The 19,179-nt window shown below is 49.0% G+C and carries 19 protein-coding genes and 2 riboswitches; of the genes, 12 read left to right on the forward strand and 7 right to left on the reverse strand.

What is annotated here, in order from left to right; genetic code table 11:
* The first annotated feature begins 22 nt into the window (after positions 1-22).
* Together I8U19_RS03005 and I8U19_RS03010 are read left to right on the forward strand one after the other, a co-directional pair.
* Positions 23-1,030 (forward strand): fumarylacetoacetate hydrolase family protein, encoded by a 1,008-nt coding sequence (locus I8U19_RS03005; RefSeq protein ID WP_033102394.1) that lies wholly within the window; start codon positions 23-25, stop codon positions 1,028-1,030.
* A 76-nt stretch (positions 1,031-1,106) separates the two neighbouring features.
* A riboswitch (SAM riboswitch) is annotated at positions 1,107-1,219 on the forward strand.
* Positions 1,220-1,295: 76 nt separating this feature from the next.
* Entirely contained in the window at positions 1,296-2,609 is a 1,314-nt protein-coding gene (locus I8U19_RS03010) for a homoserine dehydrogenase (RefSeq protein WP_198055160.1), read from the forward strand.
* A gap of 516 nt (positions 2,610-3,125) precedes the next feature.
* Here I8U19_RS03010 and I8U19_RS03015 read toward each other — a convergent pair.
* On the reverse strand, positions 3,126-3,665 hold the full coding sequence (locus I8U19_RS03015) for a GNAT family N-acetyltransferase (protein WP_198055161.1): 540 nt from the start codon (positions 3,663-3,665) through the stop codon (positions 3,126-3,128).
* Positions 3,666-4,159: 494 nt separating this feature from the next.
* Here I8U19_RS03015 and rlmD point away from each other — a divergent pair, with 494 nt between their 5' ends.
* The gene (gene rlmD, locus I8U19_RS03020; RefSeq protein ID WP_232330820.1) at positions 4,160-5,551 is read left to right on the forward strand and encodes a 23S rRNA (uracil(1939)-C(5))-methyltransferase RlmD; all 1,392 of its coding nucleotides are present in this window, start codon (positions 4,160-4,162) and stop codon (positions 5,549-5,551) included.
* 312 nt (positions 5,552-5,863) lie between these two features.
* On the opposite strand, the gene I8U19_RS03025 is transcribed toward rlmD, so the two are convergent.
* The gene (locus I8U19_RS03025; protein ID WP_033102395.1) at positions 5,864-6,463 is read right to left on the reverse strand and encodes a TetR/AcrR family transcriptional regulator; all 600 of its coding nucleotides are present in this window, start codon (positions 6,461-6,463) and stop codon (positions 5,864-5,866) included.
* A 169-nt stretch (positions 6,464-6,632) separates the two neighbouring features.
* Between I8U19_RS03025 and I8U19_RS03030 the strand changes: the two genes are divergently transcribed.
* The 3 genes from I8U19_RS03030 to I8U19_RS03040 all read left to right on the forward strand — a co-directional run bounded on the left by I8U19_RS03030 (position 6,633) and on the right by I8U19_RS03040 (position 9,556).
* A complete protein-coding gene (locus I8U19_RS03030) occupies positions 6,633-8,045 on the forward strand; it encodes an MDR family MFS transporter (RefSeq protein WP_198055162.1) in 1,413 nt (470 codons plus the stop codon).
* 219 nt (positions 8,046-8,264) lie between these two features.
* Positions 8,265-8,777 carry an SUKH-4 family immunity protein gene (locus I8U19_RS03035; protein WP_198055163.1) on the forward strand — a complete coding sequence of 171 codons (513 nt, stop codon included), beginning with the start codon at positions 8,265-8,267 and terminating at the stop codon, positions 8,775-8,777.
* Between the two features lie 290 nt (positions 8,778-9,067).
* Positions 9,068-9,556 carry a GNAT family N-acetyltransferase gene (locus I8U19_RS03040; RefSeq protein WP_052154465.1) on the forward strand — a complete coding sequence of 163 codons (489 nt, stop codon included), beginning with the start codon at positions 9,068-9,070 and terminating at the stop codon, positions 9,554-9,556.
* A 143-nt stretch (positions 9,557-9,699) separates the two neighbouring features.
* On the opposite strand, the gene I8U19_RS03045 is transcribed toward I8U19_RS03040, so the two are convergent.
* Positions 9,700-10,326, reverse strand: coding sequence for a YdbC family protein (locus tag I8U19_RS03045; RefSeq protein WP_198055164.1), 627 nt, complete (start codon positions 10,324-10,326; stop codon positions 9,700-9,702).
* A gap of 688 nt (positions 10,327-11,014) precedes the next feature.
* Here I8U19_RS03045 and I8U19_RS03050 point away from each other — a divergent pair.
* Positions 11,015-11,398, forward strand: coding sequence for a hypothetical protein (locus tag I8U19_RS03050; protein WP_033102400.1), 384 nt, complete (start codon positions 11,015-11,017; stop codon positions 11,396-11,398).
* Between the two features lie 199 nt (positions 11,399-11,597).
* Here I8U19_RS03050 and I8U19_RS03055 read toward each other — a convergent pair whose 3' ends face one another.
* Positions 11,598-11,948 (reverse strand): YolD-like family protein, encoded by a 351-nt coding sequence (locus tag I8U19_RS03055; RefSeq protein ID WP_033099118.1) that lies wholly within the window; start codon positions 11,946-11,948, stop codon positions 11,598-11,600.
* On the reverse strand, positions 11,945-13,174 hold the full coding sequence (locus I8U19_RS03060) for a DNA polymerase IV (protein ID WP_198055165.1): 1,230 nt from the start codon (positions 13,172-13,174) through the stop codon (positions 11,945-11,947). The genes I8U19_RS03055 and I8U19_RS03060 overlap by 4 nt, the downstream gene beginning before the upstream one ends.
* A 158-nt stretch (positions 13,175-13,332) precedes the next feature.
* On the opposite strand from I8U19_RS03060, the gene I8U19_RS03065 reads away from it, so the two are divergent.
* Positions 13,333-14,946, forward strand: a complete 1,614-nt coding sequence (locus I8U19_RS03065) for an amidohydrolase (protein ID WP_198055166.1) — start codon at positions 13,333-13,335, stop codon at positions 14,944-14,946.
* Between the two features lie 39 nt (positions 14,947-14,985).
* On the opposite strand, the gene I8U19_RS03070 is transcribed toward I8U19_RS03065, so the two are convergent.
* Positions 14,986-15,405 (reverse strand): endonuclease domain-containing protein, encoded by a 420-nt coding sequence (locus I8U19_RS03070; RefSeq protein WP_160173773.1) that lies wholly within the window; start codon positions 15,403-15,405, stop codon positions 14,986-14,988.
* A 259-nt stretch (positions 15,406-15,664) separates the two neighbouring features.
* On the opposite strand from I8U19_RS03070, the gene I8U19_RS03075 reads away from it, so the two are divergent.
* Both I8U19_RS03075 and I8U19_RS03080 read left to right on the forward strand, forming a co-directional pair.
* Positions 15,665-16,090, forward strand: a complete 426-nt coding sequence (locus tag I8U19_RS03075; protein WP_198055167.1) for a cell wall hydrolase — start codon at positions 15,665-15,667, stop codon at positions 16,088-16,090.
* A 12-nt stretch (positions 16,091-16,102) separates the two neighbouring features.
* A complete protein-coding gene (locus I8U19_RS03080; RefSeq protein WP_198055168.1) occupies positions 16,103-16,405 on the forward strand; it encodes a spore coat protein GerQ in 303 nt (100 codons plus the stop codon).
* Between the two features lie 84 nt (positions 16,406-16,489).
* Here the strand turns inward: I8U19_RS03080 and I8U19_RS03085 are convergent, their stop codons facing one another.
* Positions 16,490-16,930, reverse strand: a complete 441-nt coding sequence (locus I8U19_RS03085) for a YtoQ family protein (RefSeq protein WP_033099115.1) — start codon at positions 16,928-16,930, stop codon at positions 16,490-16,492.
* Positions 16,931-17,164: 234 nt separating this feature from the next.
* A riboswitch (SAM riboswitch) is annotated at positions 17,165-17,262 on the forward strand.
* Positions 17,263-17,373: 111 nt separating this feature from the next.
* Between I8U19_RS03085 and I8U19_RS03090 the strand changes: the two genes are divergently transcribed.
* The gene (locus I8U19_RS03090; RefSeq protein ID WP_052153846.1) at positions 17,374-18,951 is read left to right on the forward strand and encodes a nitrite/sulfite reductase; all 1,578 of its coding nucleotides are present in this window, start codon (positions 17,374-17,376) and stop codon (positions 18,949-18,951) included.
* Positions 18,951-19,172 (forward strand): DUF3906 family protein, encoded by a 222-nt coding sequence (locus I8U19_RS03095; RefSeq protein WP_033099114.1) that lies wholly within the window; start codon positions 18,951-18,953, stop codon positions 19,170-19,172. Before I8U19_RS03090 ends, I8U19_RS03095 begins: the two co-directional genes overlap by 1 nt.
* Positions 19,173-19,179 lie beyond the last annotated feature (7 nt).

Raw genomic sequence — 19,179 nt, forward strand, 5'->3', positions numbered from 1 at the left:
TTAAGCTAAGGGGGGATACGGTTTGAAACTGGTTACATACAAAGTGAAAGAGGACGACCTGAACATTCATACCCGCGATGATGCCGGGGCGAGGTTCGGTTGGATTATCGGCCGGCATGTGGTTGATGTCGGATTTGCGCAAAAGTGGCTGGAAGTAGAAAAAGGTGTTTCCCTTCCGTACGAATTGGCCACCGATCTGCTATCTTGTTTAAAACGAGGGGAGGGGGAACTTGTTTTACTGAAGGAACTGGATCGGCTGATTCGTTTGCAGCCGCTTGAGCGATTGTTTGTCGAGGGGGAACCTGTCACCATTCCCCTGCAAGAGGTAAAATTGTTTTCCCCGCTTCCGGTTCCACCCAGCGTCCGTGATTTTTACGCCTTTGAACAGCATGTGAAAACCTGCCGGGCCCGACGCGGCCTTGATATGGTTCCGGAATGGTACCAGATTCCTGTCTTTTATTTTTCCAATCACCATGCGGTTGTCGGCCACCAAGATGTAGTGAAGAAGCCGTCGTATACCCATTGCCTCGATTTTGAATTGGAAATTGCCTGTATTATCGGGAAAAAAGGAAAAAATATTGCCCGTGACAAGGCACTGGAGTATATCGCCGGCTTTACGATCATGAATGACTGGAGCGCCAGGGATGCGCAGCGGCAGGAAATGGCGGTAGGTCTGGGCCCGGCCAAGGGAAAAGATTTTGCCACATCGCTCGGTCCGTATCTGGTCACCCTGGATGAACTGGAGGACCGCAGGCAGGGCGAGCGCTGGGATTTACAGATGACCGCGCGCATCAACGGCCGCGAAGTCTCCAGGGGCAATGTCAAAGATCTCTATTGGACATTTGCGCAAATGATTGAACGGGCCTCGTCCGAATGTGTATTGGCCCCCGGTGATGTGATTGGCTCCGGCACGGTGGGCACCGGCTGTATCTTGGAATTGGGGGAAGAAGTGCATCGCTGGCTGGAACCCGGTGATCAGGTTGAACTGGAGATCGAGAGGCTCGGCGTTTTGAAAAACGAAATTATTTGACATTGGATCTTGACAATCAGGGTTATCCATTCCATAATAATTTCAACTATGTCACGATAAAGAGAATATCCTTCATTTCTTATCAAGAGTGGTTGAGGGACTGGCCCGATGAAGCCCGGCAACCGTTTTGCCCGTATGGGCAAACAAGGTGCTAATTCCTGCAGTGCATCTGGCACTGAGAGATAAGAAGGCAAAGGTTTTTCTTGGAACAGAACCCTCTTCTTATCTGAAGGGGGTTTTTATTTTGGATCAGGAGGGGAAGAGCGTGGAACAAGTTCAGGTGGCACTTCTCGGTTTGGGAACAGTGGGAAGCGGAGTTTTTAAGATGATTCAGCAGAATCAGGATGTGATCGCCCGGCGCACGGGCAGATTTTTCAATATTCGTTCCATTCTGGTCAAAAACCTCGAGAAAAAGCGGGAAATACAGGAGATCCATCATCTGTTGACCGACGATTATAACCAGATTTTGCGCCAGCAGATCCATGTTGTCATTGAGGCGATAGGAGGTGTTGAACCAGCCCGCACCTATCTGATCGAAGCGATCAAAAAAGGGTGTCATGTCGTGACAGCCAATAAGGAGTTAATCGCCAAACACGGCCGCGAGCTGGAAGAACTGGCGGAACAGCATGGGGTACGGCTCTTGTATGAAGCGAGTGTCGGCGGCGGAATTCCGGTGATCGGCACCCTGGAACATTTCCTGAAGGCAAATCATGTTTATCGGATTTGCGGGATATTAAATGGAACGACGAATTATATCCTGTCGCAATTGAGTGAGCAAAAACGCGAATACACAGAAATTCTGAAGGAGGCGCAGGAAAAAGGATATGCTGAAGCTGACCCCTCCTCCGATGTCGAAGGGCGTGATGCGGCTTATAAATTGTCCATTTTAATCCGGCTGGCATTTGATGCCGATGTTCCCGTCGAGCAAATTCGCTGCCGGGGAATTACCGACGTTACTTCAGGTGAGCTGGAACTGGCGGACAGGCTCGGCTATACGGTAAAACTGTTGGCCCAGGCGGAGCAATTTGGCGAAAGCGGGCCGATCGCCTGTTCTGTCTGTCCGACGCTCATTCCTAAATCGCATTTGCTGTCAAAGGTAAATGATGTATACAATGCCGTTTACCTCGAGGGTGACCGGATTCAGGATCTCACCTTGATCGGGCAGGGAGCGGGTGAAAATCCGACTGCCAGTGCCATGGTCGAAGATTTGTGCAACATTGAACGCTGGCAGTCCTTCCGACGGGTCAAAAAGGCCGAACCCTGGATTGTCGAAGGGGCGGCAGAAGCGGGAACACAGTTTATTTACTTGCGCTCGGGAGATGCGGTTACGGAATCTGACTGGGAGGAGCAGGTAAAGCGCTGGAGCGGTCGGGGAATGGAGTTCCACGGCTGGGCGTTCAGGCAGAAGGAGAGGGAAACGGAAATCGGCTGCATCGTATCGGGATGGAATGAAGAGACAGAGGCGGATTTGATCACAAAAACGGGACGGAATGCACAAATCGTCACCAAGCGTCCGGTCTTTTTGGGAGGATCAGTGAAAAGTAAAGAAGAAAAAATGGCGCGATTGACAGTTGGATAAAACTGCGGGGGATTACGGTATTTTGTGACGAAGGAACCGGGAGCAAAGAACAGCACCAAGATCCGGTGACTTTTTTTGAAACTCCGTTACGAGGCTGAGACGGACATCTTCGGCATGTTCGTCTGTTTTTTTACAAAAAAATCGTCCGACGGGGACAAAAAACGAAGTTTGGATGCGAATAATAGATTGGGTGACAAAAAGCCCCCCTGCCAACGAGGGGGAGGGAGGGATACGAAGTTGTCGTGCTGCCTTTCTTTATTATACTCCTTTCCTCCTCCGACTGTCAGAATGAATTCGATAGAAAAGGATCGGAATTTTAAACGGTTCTGTTGTTTGTCCGATGCTTTTATCAATAGATGTCATAAATGGTTTATCGAATGATTTGATTATTATATCAAATAGAAATTTGTGACAAATTTGTTTCCGTTCTTACCCCGTCCAGCCTTTTCTCCGGCTCTTGACCTGATCCCGTGAAAAGCGGCCTGTCGCACGGTGGACTGCAAGAGGGAGTTTTTGTCATTGATGTGTGGTCGATTGCTCGGCCTTTTTTAAAAGTGAATCAAGCGAGACCCATTCATACCGGATTTCTTCTACTTCCTGATCCCCGATCCAAGAGGTTTCCGAGTTCACGGGGATGGCACCGAGCTTTTCATAAAAGCGCCTGGCAGGATTGTCTTTTATTACATAGACCACGAGAGAATTGCATCCTTGCTTTTGTAACGATTCGGCGAGCTGCCGCATCAACCGGGTTCCGAGTTGTTGTCTCTGTACTTCTTGCAAAAGGTAAAGCGCATAAACCTCTCCGGTTTGCACCGGCTGTTGGCTTCGGATTTTGCCGCCGCAGATGAATCCGGCGATTTTTTTCTCCGGTGTTTCTGCCACATACGTCACACTGTCACTGCGCAGATGTTTTTCCCAGCGGGCTGCGCTCTCTTCCGGATTGAGACTGGTCAAATAATCCTCTGACACGATGCCTCTGTACGTGGTTTGCCAGCTTTTCACATGCACTTTGGCGATTTCCCGGGCATCTGCGATCATCGCAGGGCGAATATTCATAAGAACCCCCCCTTGAAAGGAATGACATTGCCACCCATCAGCCGTCATTGTTTCATCGCCCGGAAGGAACAGAAGCTTCCGGGCTTATTTCGTTTTAATATATCATAGCGGAAAAAAGATTTGAGAGGAAGAAGGATGCTCCATCGGAAAGCGATGGCTGAAAGTTGGCAGATGTTCAGGTGAAGCGGGGGAGTGTTTTTCAGCCGCGTCCTTTATGGAAAGTAACCGGGGGCAAAGAGAAACGCCCGGATCCGGCAGACTCCGCTTTAAAAACTCTTTCAACAATCTTTGTTTTCTTTGACTTGCTGTCCCATGCCTTGGGGAAAATGGTAAAATGTTTGGGATCAGGAGTGCGGGACGGAGTAATGAAAGAGGAGAGGGGCTCTGCCGCAAAGAGGGGACGGGGCGGGGATGAGGTTCCGGAGCTGTTCAAAAAGGCAGTCCATGCTCTTCAAGGAATCGTTATGAGATCATATGGGAAAGGGATAAGTCAGATGGGAAAAACGGAGTATCAGCATAAAGTTCGCTTGAAAAAAGGACAGGTGATTGAAGTTCCGATCCGCCGCATCGGCATCAACGGCGAAGGGATCGGTTACCATCAGCAACAAGTAGTGTTTATTGACGGCGCTATCCCTGGAGAAATCGTCAGCGCCCGCGTCACTCAGGTGAAACCTTCGTTTGTCCGGGCGAAGCTCATCAAATGGAAAAAGAAGTCAGCCTACCGGGTCGAGCCGCGTTGTCCGGTTTACCATCAATGCGGCGGCTGCCAACTGCAACACATCGATCGGAGAATGCAGCGACGTTTGAAACGGGAGTTGCTTGAGGAGGCATTTGCCAAATACACCCGGCTTTCCACGATTCCGATCGAGCCGACGATTACCATGGATGATCCCTGGTTTTACCGCAATAAAGCACAGCTTCCTGTCAGCATGATCGCGGGAAAGGTCGTGATGGGGATGTATTCTGCCTCATCCCGGCGTTTGGTCGATGTGAGTGATTGCTTGGTGCAGCATCCTCTTATCAACAAAACGTTGCAAACCGCCAGGGATATATCGGAGAAACTGGGAATCTCCATCTATGATGAGAAGAAGCATGAAGGGGTTTTGCGTCATCTGGTGGCGCGAATTTCCTTTGCAACCGGGGAAATACAACTGGTTCTCGTGACCAGGACGAAAACTTTCCCGCAGGAACAAGCCTTTGTTGCGGAAATGTGCAAACAGGCTCCGCAGGTGAAAAGCATCATCCTCAATCACAATCCGAACCGAACCTCGTTGGTTTTGGGTGAGAAAAACCGCCTGTTGTGGGGGAAAGAAAAACTGGAAGAACGCATCGGTGATCTGGTTTTTCTGCTGTCCCCGCGTGCTTTCTTTCAATTAAACCCGTTGCAGACGGAAAAGCTTTATGATGAAGTGGCCAAGGTGGCTCACCTTACCGGAACGGAAACGGTTGTCGATGCGTATTGCGGTGTGGGAACGATCGGGCTTTGGCTGGCGGCAAAAGCCAAACGGGTGATCGGGGTGGAAGTCATTCCCGATGCGGTTGCTGATGCGAAAGAGAATGCAAAGCGAAACGGGATTGAAAATGCCGAGTTTTACACAGGGCAAGCGGAAGCGCTTTTGCCTGTCTGGGCCGGAGAAGGGCTGCGGCCGGACGTCGTGGTCGTCGATCCGCCCCGAACCGGTCTGCATGATGCTTTGATCGACACCCTTCTCAACCTTAAAGTGCCGCGGATCGTCTATGTTTCCTGCAATCCGGCCACGCTGGCCAAAGATTGCGACCGTTTGCTGCGCGGGGGCTACAGCCTGAAAAAAGTGGTCCCGCTTGACATGTTCCCGCAAACGGCACATGTCGAGAGTGTGACATTGATGACAAGGGAGGATCAATAGAAGGGCTGAAAAACTTGTAAATAAAGGGTTTCCAGGCATTGAGCTTTTGCGGAATCACTGTGTTGGCAGTGACAATGTCAGGAAACCCGGATGGTTATTATCAGATAAATGAAATTTTTATAATATACTTACATAACCGGTACCTGCCTGGGAGTATCACGAAAGTTCATTGTTTATTCCCGATTGCTGATTTGGTATGTGTTTTATTCTTCTTCCGGAGCTTATTCCGGTTTTCTTCAAAAACATATTTAGATCATTCCATAAATTGTGCCAGTCGTTCATCGAACTTTTCCGGTTCCTTGGGAATGGACGTTATGCAAGAAAAACCGGAAGCAGTATTTCATCAACCAATAACTCAAGCCGGTTTCTGTCAATCACATCTTTCCGCAGAAGATTTTCTACACGGATCAAGTCAAAAGGCAGGGTCAGTGTCGCATCGCTGACCTCTTTTATTTTTTCACCCCTGTTTTTGGCGAACCCGAGCAATTTACGCATGACCAGGATATTTTTATTTGTGGCGTTAACTTCAATTTCAATCTTTTTTTTGCGGTCTTGCCCTATCTCAAATAAAATCGCATTCATTATTTCAGGTCCAATCTCTGCATAAATGCTTTGATAAAGTGTAAGCAACTGTAGCAAGTCACCACGCAGGCTTCCTGTGTCCTCAATCCTGTCAATCAATTCACCGCCCAGTATGTTCGTCATTTTATATACCATTATTTCGCGAATCAAATCATATTTGGTTTTCCAGCGGCGGTACATTACGGTACGGCTTGTTTTTGCGGCTTGCGCGATTTGCTGAAATGTAAGATTGGTATAGCCAACTTTTTGGATCATTTCTATAGTGGCATCATAAATGCTTTCACTCAGTGCGTCTCCGCGCCTGCGCATGTTCCTGCCTGAATTGTTCATTCCTGTGTCCAACCTCTTTCCAGCAATAATTAAGTATACAAGTAAGTTTTGCAACTGATTCTAAAACATTATACCATTTTGTCGGGATTAAAATAAGGTACATGTTGCACCTTATTTTAAAAGCGTGTATACTTATAAGGTGCAAAGTGTACCTTAAGGGGTGGAGATATTGGAAAAAGAAAAATTACCAAAAGGAATTATCAGCATCGCGTGGATTTTAGTGTTCGGTGCACTCCCGCCGATGCTGGATACCACCATTGTCAATATTGCAGTAAATAATTTGGCAAAAGTGTTCTCTGCCAGCTTTGTCGTTACGCAATGGGTTGTGACCGGATATGTCTTGGCTTTGGGAATTGCCGTTCCATTTTCCGGTTGGATGATGCGAAGGTTTGACGGCAAAAAAGTATATATGAGCGCAATGGGCTTGTTTTTGGCAGGATCTCTGCTATGCGGCCTTGCATGGGATATGCAGAGCTTAATCGCATTTCGCGCGCTGCAGGGCTTTGCTTCAGGCATCATAATTCCAACGCTTACCGCCTTGATTGTGCAAGCCGCCGGCAGTGAAAACTTGGGGCGTATCATGTCCATTGTCGGGCTTCCGATTGTTTTTGGCCCGATTGTCGGGCCGGTCATCGGAGGATTGATTTTACAGCACCTACAGTGGCAATGGTTGTTTTTTGTAAACCTTCCTATTGGGGTTATTGCAATATTTATTACAAAATGGAAGCTGCCGAAGTTCGAGGCTGTGGATAAATCTGCAAAACTGGACTGGTTTGGTATTCTGTTGCTGGCAATGTTATCGGGGATGTTTGTCTTTGGAGTGACGGAGATCAGGACACAGAGCATGCGAGCAACAGGCATCCTTGCATTTGTGATTGGCACCGTCTCGCTGATTGCATACTTGCTTTATGCATGGAAGAGAAAGGATCAGGCATTGATACCGCTGGATTTGTTCAAATCAAAAAATTTCAGCGCATCGTTTCTTTCTTTATTTTTAGCCGGATTCGCCACCAATGGGCCTATGCTTCTCTTTCCGATGTTTTTTCAAAATGTACGCGGCCTGAACGTCATTACATCGGCACTTTGGCTGATTCCCCAAGGTGTGGGAACGCTGGTAATACGGACTTTGGTTGGCAAAATGACTGATAAGTTCGGAGCCAGGTTTGTCGTATTGCCTTCAATCGGCATAACCATCATTGCTACGCTTCCATTTGTATATTTTGATGCCGGAACAGCGCAGTGGCTCATATGGCTTGTACTGTTCGTACGCGGAATAGGCGTTGGAGGAATCACGATCCCTGTGATGAGTGATTCTTACGTAGGACTTCAGAAGCCGCAGGTCCCGGCAGCCAGCGTTGCCACCCGCATTATCCAAAACGTTGGGGCCGCCTTTGGCTCCGCAATTTTGGCAACAGTAGTCAGTAACGCTCAATATGTGAAGGATGTTACGGCAGTTAACATTACTGATGCTTACCACACAGGATTTATTACGAGCTTAATCTTCATGGTGATTAGCATTCTGCCCGCACTGTTTTTGACAAATAAACTGATGGGCAAACCTATGGAGTCTAAAGGATGCTAAAGCAATAGGATCAGCTTATATACAAAACCTGTCCGATTTTTTCGTGGCAGGTTTTGCTTTTAATATTAATTAAATGTAGATATGTTCCCTCGTACTTCAGTTTCTCCAAAACAACAAAAAACTGATCGACATGTTTTCGCATTCACAGGATTTGAAAATCGGCCCAAGACATCAATCTGAGAGGAAGAAGGTTATATGGATTTCTTAAGGGACGAAATCATGAATGGTTGGGATAAGGATCTGGTGACAATCAATGATGGAACACTTGATCCGTTTGACCTGACACAGCAAACCAAAGAAATTCTTGCAACGGTTGGATTACCGATGAATGCAGAAGAAATGAAAGAAGATCCTTTTTATATCCATTTTTATAACGAACCCCGTTTAGCTCAAGGCGGTGATTATATCATTCTAGGTGATAATGAAGGAAGCGAGATAGGAATATATGTTGAAACAGGGGAACTCTATTTTTTAAGTGCTGATCCAGTTTCTGTACAAAGGAGATTTATTAATTCGGATATAGGGAAATTCCTTATGTTTTTAAAGATCTATTTGCGTTACCGCCCTCAGTTGGTGAATGCGATGGAGTGCGAAGATGATGAAGAAAAGAGATCAGTAATAGTGAATGAGATTAAACGGCAATTTAATCAAGCGGATTCAAAAGCTTTATCGGATGAAGAGTCATATTGGTCTGTTATACTTGAACAGGTTGAAGAGGGATTGTCCTGTTGACACACAACAGCTGTACATAGCTGGTTTGCAAATCAACGCGCCTGCGACGGGGATCTTTACGGTGTTGCTCAAATTATTTTCATTGTCAAAATTGTTGGCAGCGAGCAAAGCAGGTTTGTTTTCAAAAAACGGTTATGTAACGCGCACCGCTGTTTTTATTCACATTTTTTTCTACAATATTTAAATGTTTAGCAGGTTAACTGTCGGTGACGGTCGAATATAGGTTCTTATCCGAAGCTCACACTTTGGCTTACAATGTGGCTGATCATGACAAAAGGGGATGAAACACCTTGGAGCTTGTATTTCGCATCATCAGACCGAAAGACGCCCCCTTTCTCAAGGATTTTTTGACTATGGCGCTCACTGTTCCCGGGGATGGAGCCGCAGAGGAGAGTTTGCTTGAGAAACCGGAGCATCGGCGGTATTTGGACAACTGGGGACAACCGGGAGATTTAGGTTTTTTTGTTGCTTTGAAAAAAGAGAAAAAGCCGATCGGGGCTGTCTGGTTTCGTCAGTTCAGCAAAGAGGAACCCGGGTTCGGCTTCGTTGACGAGGCAATTCCCGAACTGATTCTGGCTGTGTTGCCGGAATATCAAAATCAGGGGCTGGGCCGGCAACTGCTCACCCGTCTGATTGACCAGGCACGGCTCGAAGGGTATCCGGGATTGTCTGTGACGGTTCATAAAAACAACCCGGCCAAGGGTTTGTATGACCGCCTTGATTTTAAAGTGAAGCGTGAGGAAGGCAATTATCAGGTGATGGTTCGTTCGTTTCGGTGAAGGTTAAAATAGAGGAAACGTTCAGCCGGTTGCAGGAACGGCCAGACGTCGGTGGTCAACGAATCCCGCTGGCAAAACGGGGGTCTGAACCGCTTTGCCGGCGGGATTCGTCTGCATCGTTCGCAGTCGGCAGGCGGGGGATGCTAGCCTGTCACCAGCCAACGTTCATTTTCTTCAACCAAATAACCGGTGATCGTGATTGTATCTCGGTCTGTTTCCGCTTGTTGCCGCAGCTGGGCAACTTTTTTTGTGTATGTCCGCTGGGCTTCTTCTTCCCAGAAACTGAAGATCAGGTAACGGACAGGGGGATGGATCGCTTTTGCCACCATTCCGCCGAACATGCCTGCGCTTTGGGCGAGCGCCGGATTCCAAACCGTTTGCTGGACGTTGAGAAAGTGTGTCTCCTGACCAGGGGCAATCATGCAGTCAGCGGCCCGCAGCCATTTTCCCTTTAAGGTGCGGGTGATGCTGCCTTTGTCCGGGATTTCCATGATGATATCGGCCAAGGTGACGGCAATGGATTCGTACGTCTGTTGCTGGTGGTTCGCCTGAAAAATGGTGTCATGAAGTGAGGCCATAAACTGATCATAAGCGTGTTGATCCCGCCAGCAGGAGAGGATGCAAGCCTCAGAGGGACGATGTCGGTTCCAGCCGCCCCGCTGCCAGTAAAATCCGTCTGCGCCCGCCAGATCTTTCCAGGACTCCTGTGCTCTGGAAAAGTCAGCCCGCTTTTCTTCAGGCACTTGGCAGACGATCCATTTGATCAGCATGTGCTTTATTCTTCCTTTCCGATCGGAATCGCGCATTGCAAAAAGAGAAAAAGTCTTTCCAAATGAAAAGGGAGGATGTGGACAAAGTTCAATAGGAGGGAATGGGTGTTTTTGTGCTGCGAAGGAAGCGGGAGCTTTGATATTCAGGGTGCGAACGGAAGTCAGTCTGATGCGATGTTTCATCCATTGAACTCTTTCATTAATTTTACCAAAGGTTTGTACGGGCAAAAATACTTTCCTTGCTTTCTCACCGGCTTTCGGGTCTTCCGGACGGGGGCCGGATTTTGTTCCTGCCGGCTATGGGGATGTTCTGGCACATATGCAAGAAATATAACCTCTGAGAGGTGAACATGATTTTGAATTTCCGTCGTTCCCTGTTTTCTGCAAATGCCTTGATCCCCTGGTCTATTGCCACAAATGCTCGTCCACAGTCGCGGGTATGGTGAAAAATGGATTGTTTCGGTTGAGGCAACAAAACAACAAATCAGATTAGAAGGAATGTGAGACAGAGATATAAAAAATATTCTATGAAAAGTCTGTGAGATGATCCTTCTCGGAGTTAATCGCAAACCGATCATCTTGCCGTTTTTGGCCCTGGATGTTTTTGTCGGAATCAGGGAATCCAAATCATTGGAAAGACGGTGTGCGGCCGGAGGTGATCAGATGAAAAGTTTGGATTGTCCCTGATTTGAACGGAAGATCATCTGCCTGTTGCCGGCCAAACCGGAAAGAATACCGGAAGAAAGAAGAAGGGATTAAGAAAGGGATGGTTATGAGCAAGGATAAAGAATTTGAGCAATTGATCGACTATTACGAAAAAAATATTTTGCAAACGATTCAACATGGGGGACCGGAGCCGTATTTAACCGATTTAACGGGATATTGCCGCTTCTGCGGGAGCCGCAAAAGCAGAACCGGGCTGAAACTGGTGCTCGATCTCGACACCGATCTCGAACTGCCTGCCTGCTTTCAGTGCATTGAGGAGCAGCAATTGCCCGTTTCCACCACCCGGAATGCATTGGAATTTGAAGCGATCACGCAGGCGATTTTGCGATTGAAGTCAATGCTTTAAAGGAGGTGAGGCCTTATGCGTATCTTCATCGGCGAACCGCCGCAGGCATAATGGTTATCATTGTTTTCAATGAGCCGCTTTCGACAAGCGGCTCCTCTTTTGCCTGTGCAGGTCTTTTCAGCGGGCTTGGATTCAAACAGGCATATTAGAGGCGGGCTCAATCTTTATGATAAAAATTGTAACCGATGTGATCTGCGGTTTAATCCCCTCCGGAAACCGGTTCAACGTCGTAGATGTCTGCAAAGGAGATGGTGTAAAGATGACGCCCGTCGGCGAGGCAGAGGCGGCGTTCGTGAGGGATGATTTTTTGGATGAAGCCGCATCGTTCCCGGGGCCGGCGGTTTTCCACATAACGGATGAGCAAGGGGAAATCGCTGTGAAGGGCCTCCAAAATCAGCCTGTTGATTTCATCCCACCGGTCGTCATCCAGTTCCGGCGGGATGAAATCATCGGCACGGGCCCGCTGTTCGGCCAGCGCCTGCCGATGTTCCGGCAAAAACATGCGGCTTCCTTCCCACAGCATATTTTTACGATCGAGAATTTCACTCATCGGTAATGACCTCCAATCTTTTGTGCCCGTTCATAGGCCTGGCCGGACGGGGTTAGGGAGATGGCGCGCACAATCGAAGTCGGGCCAAAGCGCTGCCTGATTTCATCCATGACATAGCCGAGCTTCCATTTTTTTTCACGGTCGTCAAACAGATGGAGCTGGATGGCGTCATCGGATGCAAATCCGCCCAGGCTGACGCCGAGAGAGCGAATCGGCTGGCCGTCCCAGAAACGGAGGAACAGATTCCAGGCATGATGAAAAAGATCCATGGTCTGGTTGGTCGCCTCCGGCATTTTCATCTGGCGGTAAAAGCCGGTGGGAAAGTCAAAGTCGGCACCGCGGCAGCCGACGCTTACCGTCTGCCCGAGCAAATGGTGACGGCGGGCGCGGCGGCATACTTCCTCGCACAGTTCCAACAGGACGACCTGAATCTCCTCCGCTGTCCGGTAATCCCGCGGCAAGGTCATATGGTGGCCGATCGCCTTTTGGCTGTGAAAGGTTTGCGGCGTGACTGGAGAGAGGTCAAATCCGTTGGCGGTCATCCAGAGCACATGACCGTTCACGCCCCATTTCCGCTTCAGGCGTTCGAGCGGGAAACGCGCCAGTTCACCAATGGTGCGGATGCCGATCGAACGCAAATGGCGTCCCATCCTTTTTCCCACTCCAAACAGTTTTTCCACGGGAAGCGGCCACAAATCTCTCTGCAAATTGTCATGCGTCAGGGAGAAAATGCCGGTCTTCCTCTTTTTGGCGAATTGATCGCAAGCCATTTTGCTCAGCACTTTGTTGGGACCGATGCCCACCCGGGCGTAAACTCCCAGTTCCGTGCGGATCGCCGCCTGGATTTTGCGTGCGATCGTCAGCGGGTCGCCAAACAGCTTTTCGCTTCCGCTGATGGAAACAAATTGTTCATCAATGGAATAAGGTTCAACCAGATCGCTGAAACGTTCCAGAATTTCCGTGATGGAAAGCGAGGCTTTGAGATAGAGCCCCATGCGCGGACGTACCACAGTCAAATGGGGACAGAGTCTGGTCGCTTCGCTCAAGGTGATTGCATTTTGAATGCCGTATGATTTGGCGAGCGGGCAGGCTGCGAGAATGACGCCCCCGCGCCGCTCGGGATCGCCGGCCACGACGACCGGTTTTCCCTCCAGTTCAGGGCGCAGTGCTTTTTCGATGCTGGCATAAAACGATTGAATATCGACGAGAAAAACCACAGATTCCATAGTCCTTCACCTGAAATGCGAACATATGATTGGTTCTGATAAGATTATATGCAAATATATGTTCGGGTAACACCGAAAAATGTTTCCAGTTTGCCCTGAAAAATTGATCCGGATAAGATGAAAACGAAGAGCAAATTTTCGGGAAGGAGAAAACGGGGATGGAGCAAACGGTCATTTTTTACAACGGGCAGATTGCGACACTCGATCCCGCCTGTCCGTATGCGGAGGCGATTGTCAGCAAAGGCGGACGCATTGTGGCAGTGGGAACGAAGGAGGAACTGTTGCTGGACTTCGGACGGGCCGGTCATCAGAAAGTGGATTTGATGGGAGGATATGTTTATCCGGGATTGACGGACAGCCATATTCACCTCTCCGGTGTCGGACAAAAGATGCGTATGCTCGATTTAAGCCTCTGCCAAACCGGAGAAGAGATGTTGAAGGAGATTCAAAAGCGGGCGAGAGAAGCGAAAGACGGGGAGTGGATTTTGGGATTGGGGCTGGACGAAAACCGATTGCAGGGGGATGTTCCGTCCTTGAAGGAACTGGATGAAGTGAGCAAAGGGCATCCGGTGTTCCTGACCCGGGTCTGCTTTCATGCTCATCTCGTCAATACCGCTGCCTACCGCTTGGCGGGGATCGGAGAAGATCAGTCCGATCCCGAGGATGGCGCATTTGGCCGGGATGAATCAGGGAAGCTGAACGGCTGGGTTTATGAAAATGCATCCAACGCCTTTTATGCGGCCATGCCAAAACCCGATCTCAGAGAAAAAAAGGATACCATTCGCCAAGCGGTCAAAGCGGCGCTGGCCAGCGGCTTGACAGCAGTACATACGGAAGACTTGCGCTTTTTTGAAAGTGTGGAGGAAATGGTGGCAGTCTGGCGCGATCTGGTCGAAGAGGGGCTTTTTTTGCGGACGCATCAGCTGATTTACCATCCGTATCTGCGGCAGTTGGATGAGATCGGGCTAAAAGCGGGAGACGGTGATGAGTGGTTTCGCATCGGAGCCATGAAGATCTTTGCTGACGGATCAATCGGGGGCGGAACGGCGCGTCTGTCTGAGCCGTATGCGGATAACGAGAAAAATCGGGGATTGCTGATCCATTCAGATGAAGAGCTGCATGAATTGGCGCGGCTGGCAGTAAAGCGCGGCATGCCCATTGCCGTTCACGCGATCGGCGATGAAGCGGCAGATCGGGTGATCGGCGTGATGGAGCACCATCCCTTGTCCGTACGCGGGGATCGGCGGCTTCGGCACCGCCTGATTCACGGGCAGTTTTTGCGAAAAGATCTGATTGGGCGCCTGGCCGGGATGGATGTGGTCGTCGATGTCCAACCCCGCTTTGTCGCCAGCGATTTTCCGTGGGTATTGGAGCGGGTGGGGAGCGAAAGGGCTCGTTATGCCTATGCATGGAAATCCCTGCTCGATGCAGGAGTTCGTCTGGCCGGGGGAAGTGATTCTCCGATTGAGCCCTTGCATCCGCTTCTCGGCATTCATGCGGCTGTCACGCGTCGTCATCCGGAAGAGGCAGGGGATCATCCAGGGTATTTTCCCGAACAAAAGCTGACGGCGGAGCAAGCCTTGCGGCTCTTTACTGCGGGAAGCGCGGTTGCCGCAGGGGAAGAACATGAGCGCGGCACCCTTGCCGTCGGAAAATATGCCGACATGACCGTGTTTGACCGGGATCTTTTGAAGGTGAATCCGGATGAGCTGTTGCAAACGAAAGCCATCTGCACGATCACCAATGGCAAAATCGCTTACGCTGCTCCTTAACGATGGATCGTTATTCCTGGAAAGCGTTTGCATTTTGCGTCAGCGGGTAAAAGGCCATTTATAAAGATCCATTTTCGTCGTATACTCGGTGATTTCATTGACCGTTTCATCGAGCTGGTGTTTCAGCCTGTTTCCCGTAAAGCGCATCACTTTCCAGCCATGCTTTTTCAGATATTCATCCCTGCGGCGGTATTTGACCCGCTTTTGGGAAAAATACCCGTTGCCATCGCATTCGAGAGCCAGTTTGTACTTGGGCAGGGCGAAATCGATCGAGTAAGGACCGCAGGGATATTGTGCCTTGATTTTTCCTTTGTATTTGTGGCGAATCGCGTAATAAAGCCGGCGTTCCAACCGGCTTTTTGTCTTCAGCATCCCGAAGTCGAAGCCGGGGAAATGCCCGAGGCATACTTGCTCCACCATATATTTGAGGATCACAAGCGGGAGCAGGATTAATTTCACCCGCCAGCTCATGTTTCGCTTGAATTTGATATACCTCCACCGAAGAAGGCGAAATTTTATTTCTATGGAAGAAAACGCTTTTGAGATGAATAAAAACAAAAGCCATCACCTCTTACTTTAAAGATACAACATAATATTTTTATATTTCAATATATTTAGTATCAAAATTATAAAAATAGAACCTGTCAAAAGGAAAGGCAAAGCCGATTGGTTCTTTTTTATGGTTACCCTACATACGTTACTTTAGAGGAGGGATTGTATGCCGGTGATTAATACGACAACGGAGCAGACGCGTTTGCTTGCGCGCCTGATGAGAGCCGAAGCCGAAGGAGATGGGCAGATGGGCATGATTCTCGTCGGCAATGTCGGAGTCAACCGGGTGCGGGGAAACTGCCTCGATTTTGAAGGGATTCGCAATATTCGACAGATGGTTTTTCAGTCACCGGGCGGGTTTGAAGCGGTGCAAAAGCCGTATTTTTACCAGCCGGCCAGAGCGCAGGACATGAGGCTGGCCAGGCAGGTGATCCGGGGGAGACTTGTTCATCCGGCCCGGAATGCCTTGTGGTTTTTCAAACCGCCGGCAGAATGCCCGGGAACATGGTTTAACCAGACCAACAGCGGCCGCTACAAAAGCCATTGTTTCTACATTCCCCGTCAGAGCGACTGTCCGTCAGTTTACCATTGAGGAGGCGATGCGATGTACTGGTCTTATCCTTATTCCGCTTCATATCCGATCCAGATTTCGCAGAGGGAAGAGCGCCGCTTTTCCGAAGACTTGATGCAGGCCAATGTCGGAAAGAAAGTGACGGCCTATCTGACCTATGAAGGAAGCGAGCACTGGCGCAACCGTATTTTTACAGGAATATTGCGACAAGTCGGACGGGATTTTTTTGTGCTGAGAGACCAGAAGACCGGCAAGGATATTATGCTTCTGAACATCAATCTGAACTATATTGTCTTTGAGGAACAGCCGGCGACATTGATTCCGGAAGGCAGATGATCACGCATACCGTCACAAAAACAAATTCCCGGTCTTGGGTCTGGTCAGGGTTCCCTGATGAATTCGGGAACCCTGATTCCGTTTTTATTCAAGTACATATGCGAGCGCATCGAGTGCCTGTTCGGGTGTTTCCACAACAAGTTGCGCCCTCTGTGATAATTCTTTTAAAGGATGATGCAGGCTTTCGGGGCGGATGAGGATCAGGGGTTTCTGGGCAGCAATGGCCATTGCTGCGTCCATGGCCGTGTTCCATTGCCGGTATTTTTCGCCGAAGAGAGCGATGACGACATCTGCTTTCTGCATCCAGATCCGCGTCCGCAGATTATTCACTTCAGAAGCAGCCTGGTCACGGTAGACGGCGTTTGGCTGTTTTCCCTTAATACGCTCCCCGATGTCATCGGAAAGATCATGGTCTTCCTGGGGACCTTTGAAAATGAGAGGCAGATTGCGTTCTTTTGCCATTTGGCGCAGTTTGTCGCGCCAATCATCATGGATTTGACCTGCCAGGTATACAACGAGTTCCATCAGGTTCCCCTTTCTAAATGTTCGATATTTGGACACATTTCTCCTTTTATTTTAACATGAGAAAAACATCCCGAACAGGGTCATCGAGCACAATATAGCAAGCTTTTGCCGCTTTAATCGGTTAATGTGACAGGGAGTTGACAATTGATATTATTTTCTGCTATTCTAAACACAACCATTAAACCGAGTTAATTTATAGGAATTTGTGTTTTTTTAAAGTGGATAAAATTATAATCCTCATGAAGAGAGAGGGAGGGACTGGCCCGATGAACTCTCGGCAACCGGCGGATGCTTGGTGCCAAGTCCAGAGAACGTTTGTTCAAAGATGAGGAGAGAAGCATGGAAATCAGCCCCTTTCTCTCCGGAAGGGGATTTTATTATAAGGAGTGAAAAAGGTGGGCCAACAGTGGAAATGGGCGGAAAATCCCGAGCAGTTGAACCAGATGGAACAACTTAAATTAAAACAGGATGGATTAGACATTATTGATGAGATTATTCATATCTATTCTAATAAAGGCTTTGAGTCCATTCCGGAAGAAAAATTTTCTCTGTTTAAATGGGCTGGCGTCTACCAACAACGTCCCAAAAAAGATGGTTATTTTATGTTGCGTATAAGAATTCCCACGGGAATTTTGACAAGCGGGCAAGCGCGCGTGATCGCCGAGCTGGCACAGGAGTACGGGCGCGGCTTGATCGATATCACCACCAGGCAGGCGGTTCAATATCATTGGCTGCGCGTGGAAAATTTGCCCGATATTTTTCGGCGGCTCAATGAAGTAGGACTTTATACTTACGAAGCATGCGGCGATTGCCCCCGGACGATCATCGGCAATCCGCTGGCGGGGATTGATCCCAACGAATTGGTCGATACGTCTTCCATCGTAAAGGAACTGGATGAAAAATTCCGTTTGAATAAAGAATTTTCCAACCTCCCGCGAAAGTACAAAATTTCGATATCGGCCAGTGTCTATAATCCGGCCCATGCCCAGATTAACGATCTGGCCTTCACTCCGGCAGTAAAAAACATCAATGGAGAAGAAGTGGTCGGGTTCCATGTCTGGGTAGGCGGCGGGCTGTCGAACCGACCTCATCTCGCCCGGCAGCTGGATCTGTTTGTGCGGCCCGAGCAAGTGGTGGATGTGGCGATTGGTGTGACCAAGGTATTCCGCGATTACGGCTACCGGCAAAAAAGACATCGCGCCCGTCTGAAGTTTTTGGTGGCGGACTGGGGAACAGAGAAGTTTTTGGAAGTGCTGACTGAGGTGATCGGCCCCTATCCCTCGCGGGGAGAAGACCGAACCATCGGGTGGAATGCGGGATATTTCACCGGAGTTCATCCGCAAAAGCAAAAAGGTTTGTCTTATGTCGGCTTGAATGTGCCGGTCGGGCGCACGTCGTCGGAAGAGTTTTTCGCCTTGGCCGACCTGGCCGATCGCTACGGTTCAGGAACTTTGCGCACCGTCAATACGCAAAATATCATCATTTCGGATGTTCCGGATGAAAAAGTGGAAGAGCTGTTAAAAGAGCCGCTGCTCAAGCGTTTGACTCCATTTCCAAAAACATTTGAAGGCTATGCGGTCTCCTGCACGGGAAACGAATTTTGTAATTTGGCCTTAACAGAAACAAAAGGGCTGATGAAAGAAGTAGTGGATTATTTAGATGCACACGTTCAACTGGACAGTCCCGTACGTATCCATATTAACGGATGTCCCAACTCATGCGGCCAGCAGCAAATTGCGGATATTGGCTTAATGGGGGGGAAAAGCAAAACGGCTCGGGGGATGGTAGAGTCTTATACGATTTCCGTCGGCGGCCATCTTTTGGGAGAGGGAAGATTCAATACGCAGTTAAAAGGACGAGTGGTCAAGGATCACGTACCGTTTGTGCTGAAAGAGCTGATTCTCTTTTACAAGGAAAATCGCAACGAACAAGAGCGTTTTACGCAATTTGTGGAACGCGTTGGCATAGAAGTCTTTCAAACGGAATTGGATCGGATTTTGGGGCAGGTGGTCTCCTCATAATGGAAAATGAACTCTATCTGTACCGGCTGACGGCAGCGGGCGGGGAAGGAAAACAGTATACGATCATAGTTGTTTCCCCGACGGATGAAAAGGCGTTTCAAGATGCGGAAAAGGAACTGGAACGCCAGGTTCTCGTAACGCCGGTGATCAGCGAATGGAACCTGATCGAGAAGAAGCGGATCCGTCCAGGCAGCGGTTATGTTTTGGAATCATGCAGCTAGAGATAGA

The organism is Thermoactinomyces sp. CICC 10523 (assembly GCF_016055105.1).
GTDB lineage: Bacteria > Bacillota > Bacilli > Thermoactinomycetales > Thermoactinomycetaceae > Thermoactinomyces_A > Thermoactinomyces_A daqus.

Coding starts and splice junctions, on each gene's coding strand:
- I8U19_RS03015 (WP_198055161.1), bottom strand. CDS start 3,665: ATGAATATTCGCCCTGCGATGATCGCAGATGCCCGGGAAATCGCCAAA.
- rlmD (WP_232330820.1), top strand. CDS start 4,160: ATGGGAAAAACGGAGTATCAGCATAAAGTTCGCTTGAAAAAAGGACAG.
- I8U19_RS03025 (WP_033102395.1), bottom strand. CDS start 6,463: ATGAACAATTCAGGCAGGAACATGCGCAGGCGCGGAGACGCACTGAGT.
- I8U19_RS03035 (WP_198055163.1), top strand. CDS start 8,265: ATGAATGGTTGGGATAAGGATCTGGTGACAATCAATGATGGAACACTT.
- I8U19_RS03045 (WP_198055164.1), bottom strand. CDS start 10,326: ATGCTGATCAAATGGATCGTCTGCCAAGTGCCTGAAGAAAAGCGGGCT.
- I8U19_RS03055 (WP_033099118.1), bottom strand. CDS start 11,948: ATGAGTGAAATTCTCGATCGTAAAAATATGCTGTGGGAAGGAAGCCGC.
- I8U19_RS03060 (WP_198055165.1), bottom strand. CDS start 13,174: ATGGAATCTGTGGTTTTTCTCGTCGATATTCAATCGTTTTATGCCAGC.
- I8U19_RS03065 (WP_198055166.1), top strand. CDS start 13,333: ATGGAGCAAACGGTCATTTTTTACAACGGGCAGATTGCGACACTCGAT.
- I8U19_RS03075 (WP_198055167.1), top strand. CDS start 15,665: ATGCCGGTGATTAATACGACAACGGAGCAGACGCGTTTGCTTGCGCGC.
- I8U19_RS03080 (WP_198055168.1), top strand. CDS start 16,103: ATGTACTGGTCTTATCCTTATTCCGCTTCATATCCGATCCAGATTTCG.
- I8U19_RS03085 (WP_033099115.1), bottom strand. CDS start 16,930: ATGGAACTCGTTGTATACCTGGCAGGTCAAATCCATGATGATTGGCGC.
- I8U19_RS03090 (WP_052153846.1), top strand. CDS start 17,374: ATGGAACAACTTAAATTAAAACAGGATGGATTAGACATTATTGATGAG.
- I8U19_RS03095 (WP_033099114.1), top strand. CDS start 18,951: ATGGAAAATGAACTCTATCTGTACCGGCTGACGGCAGCGGGCGGGGAA.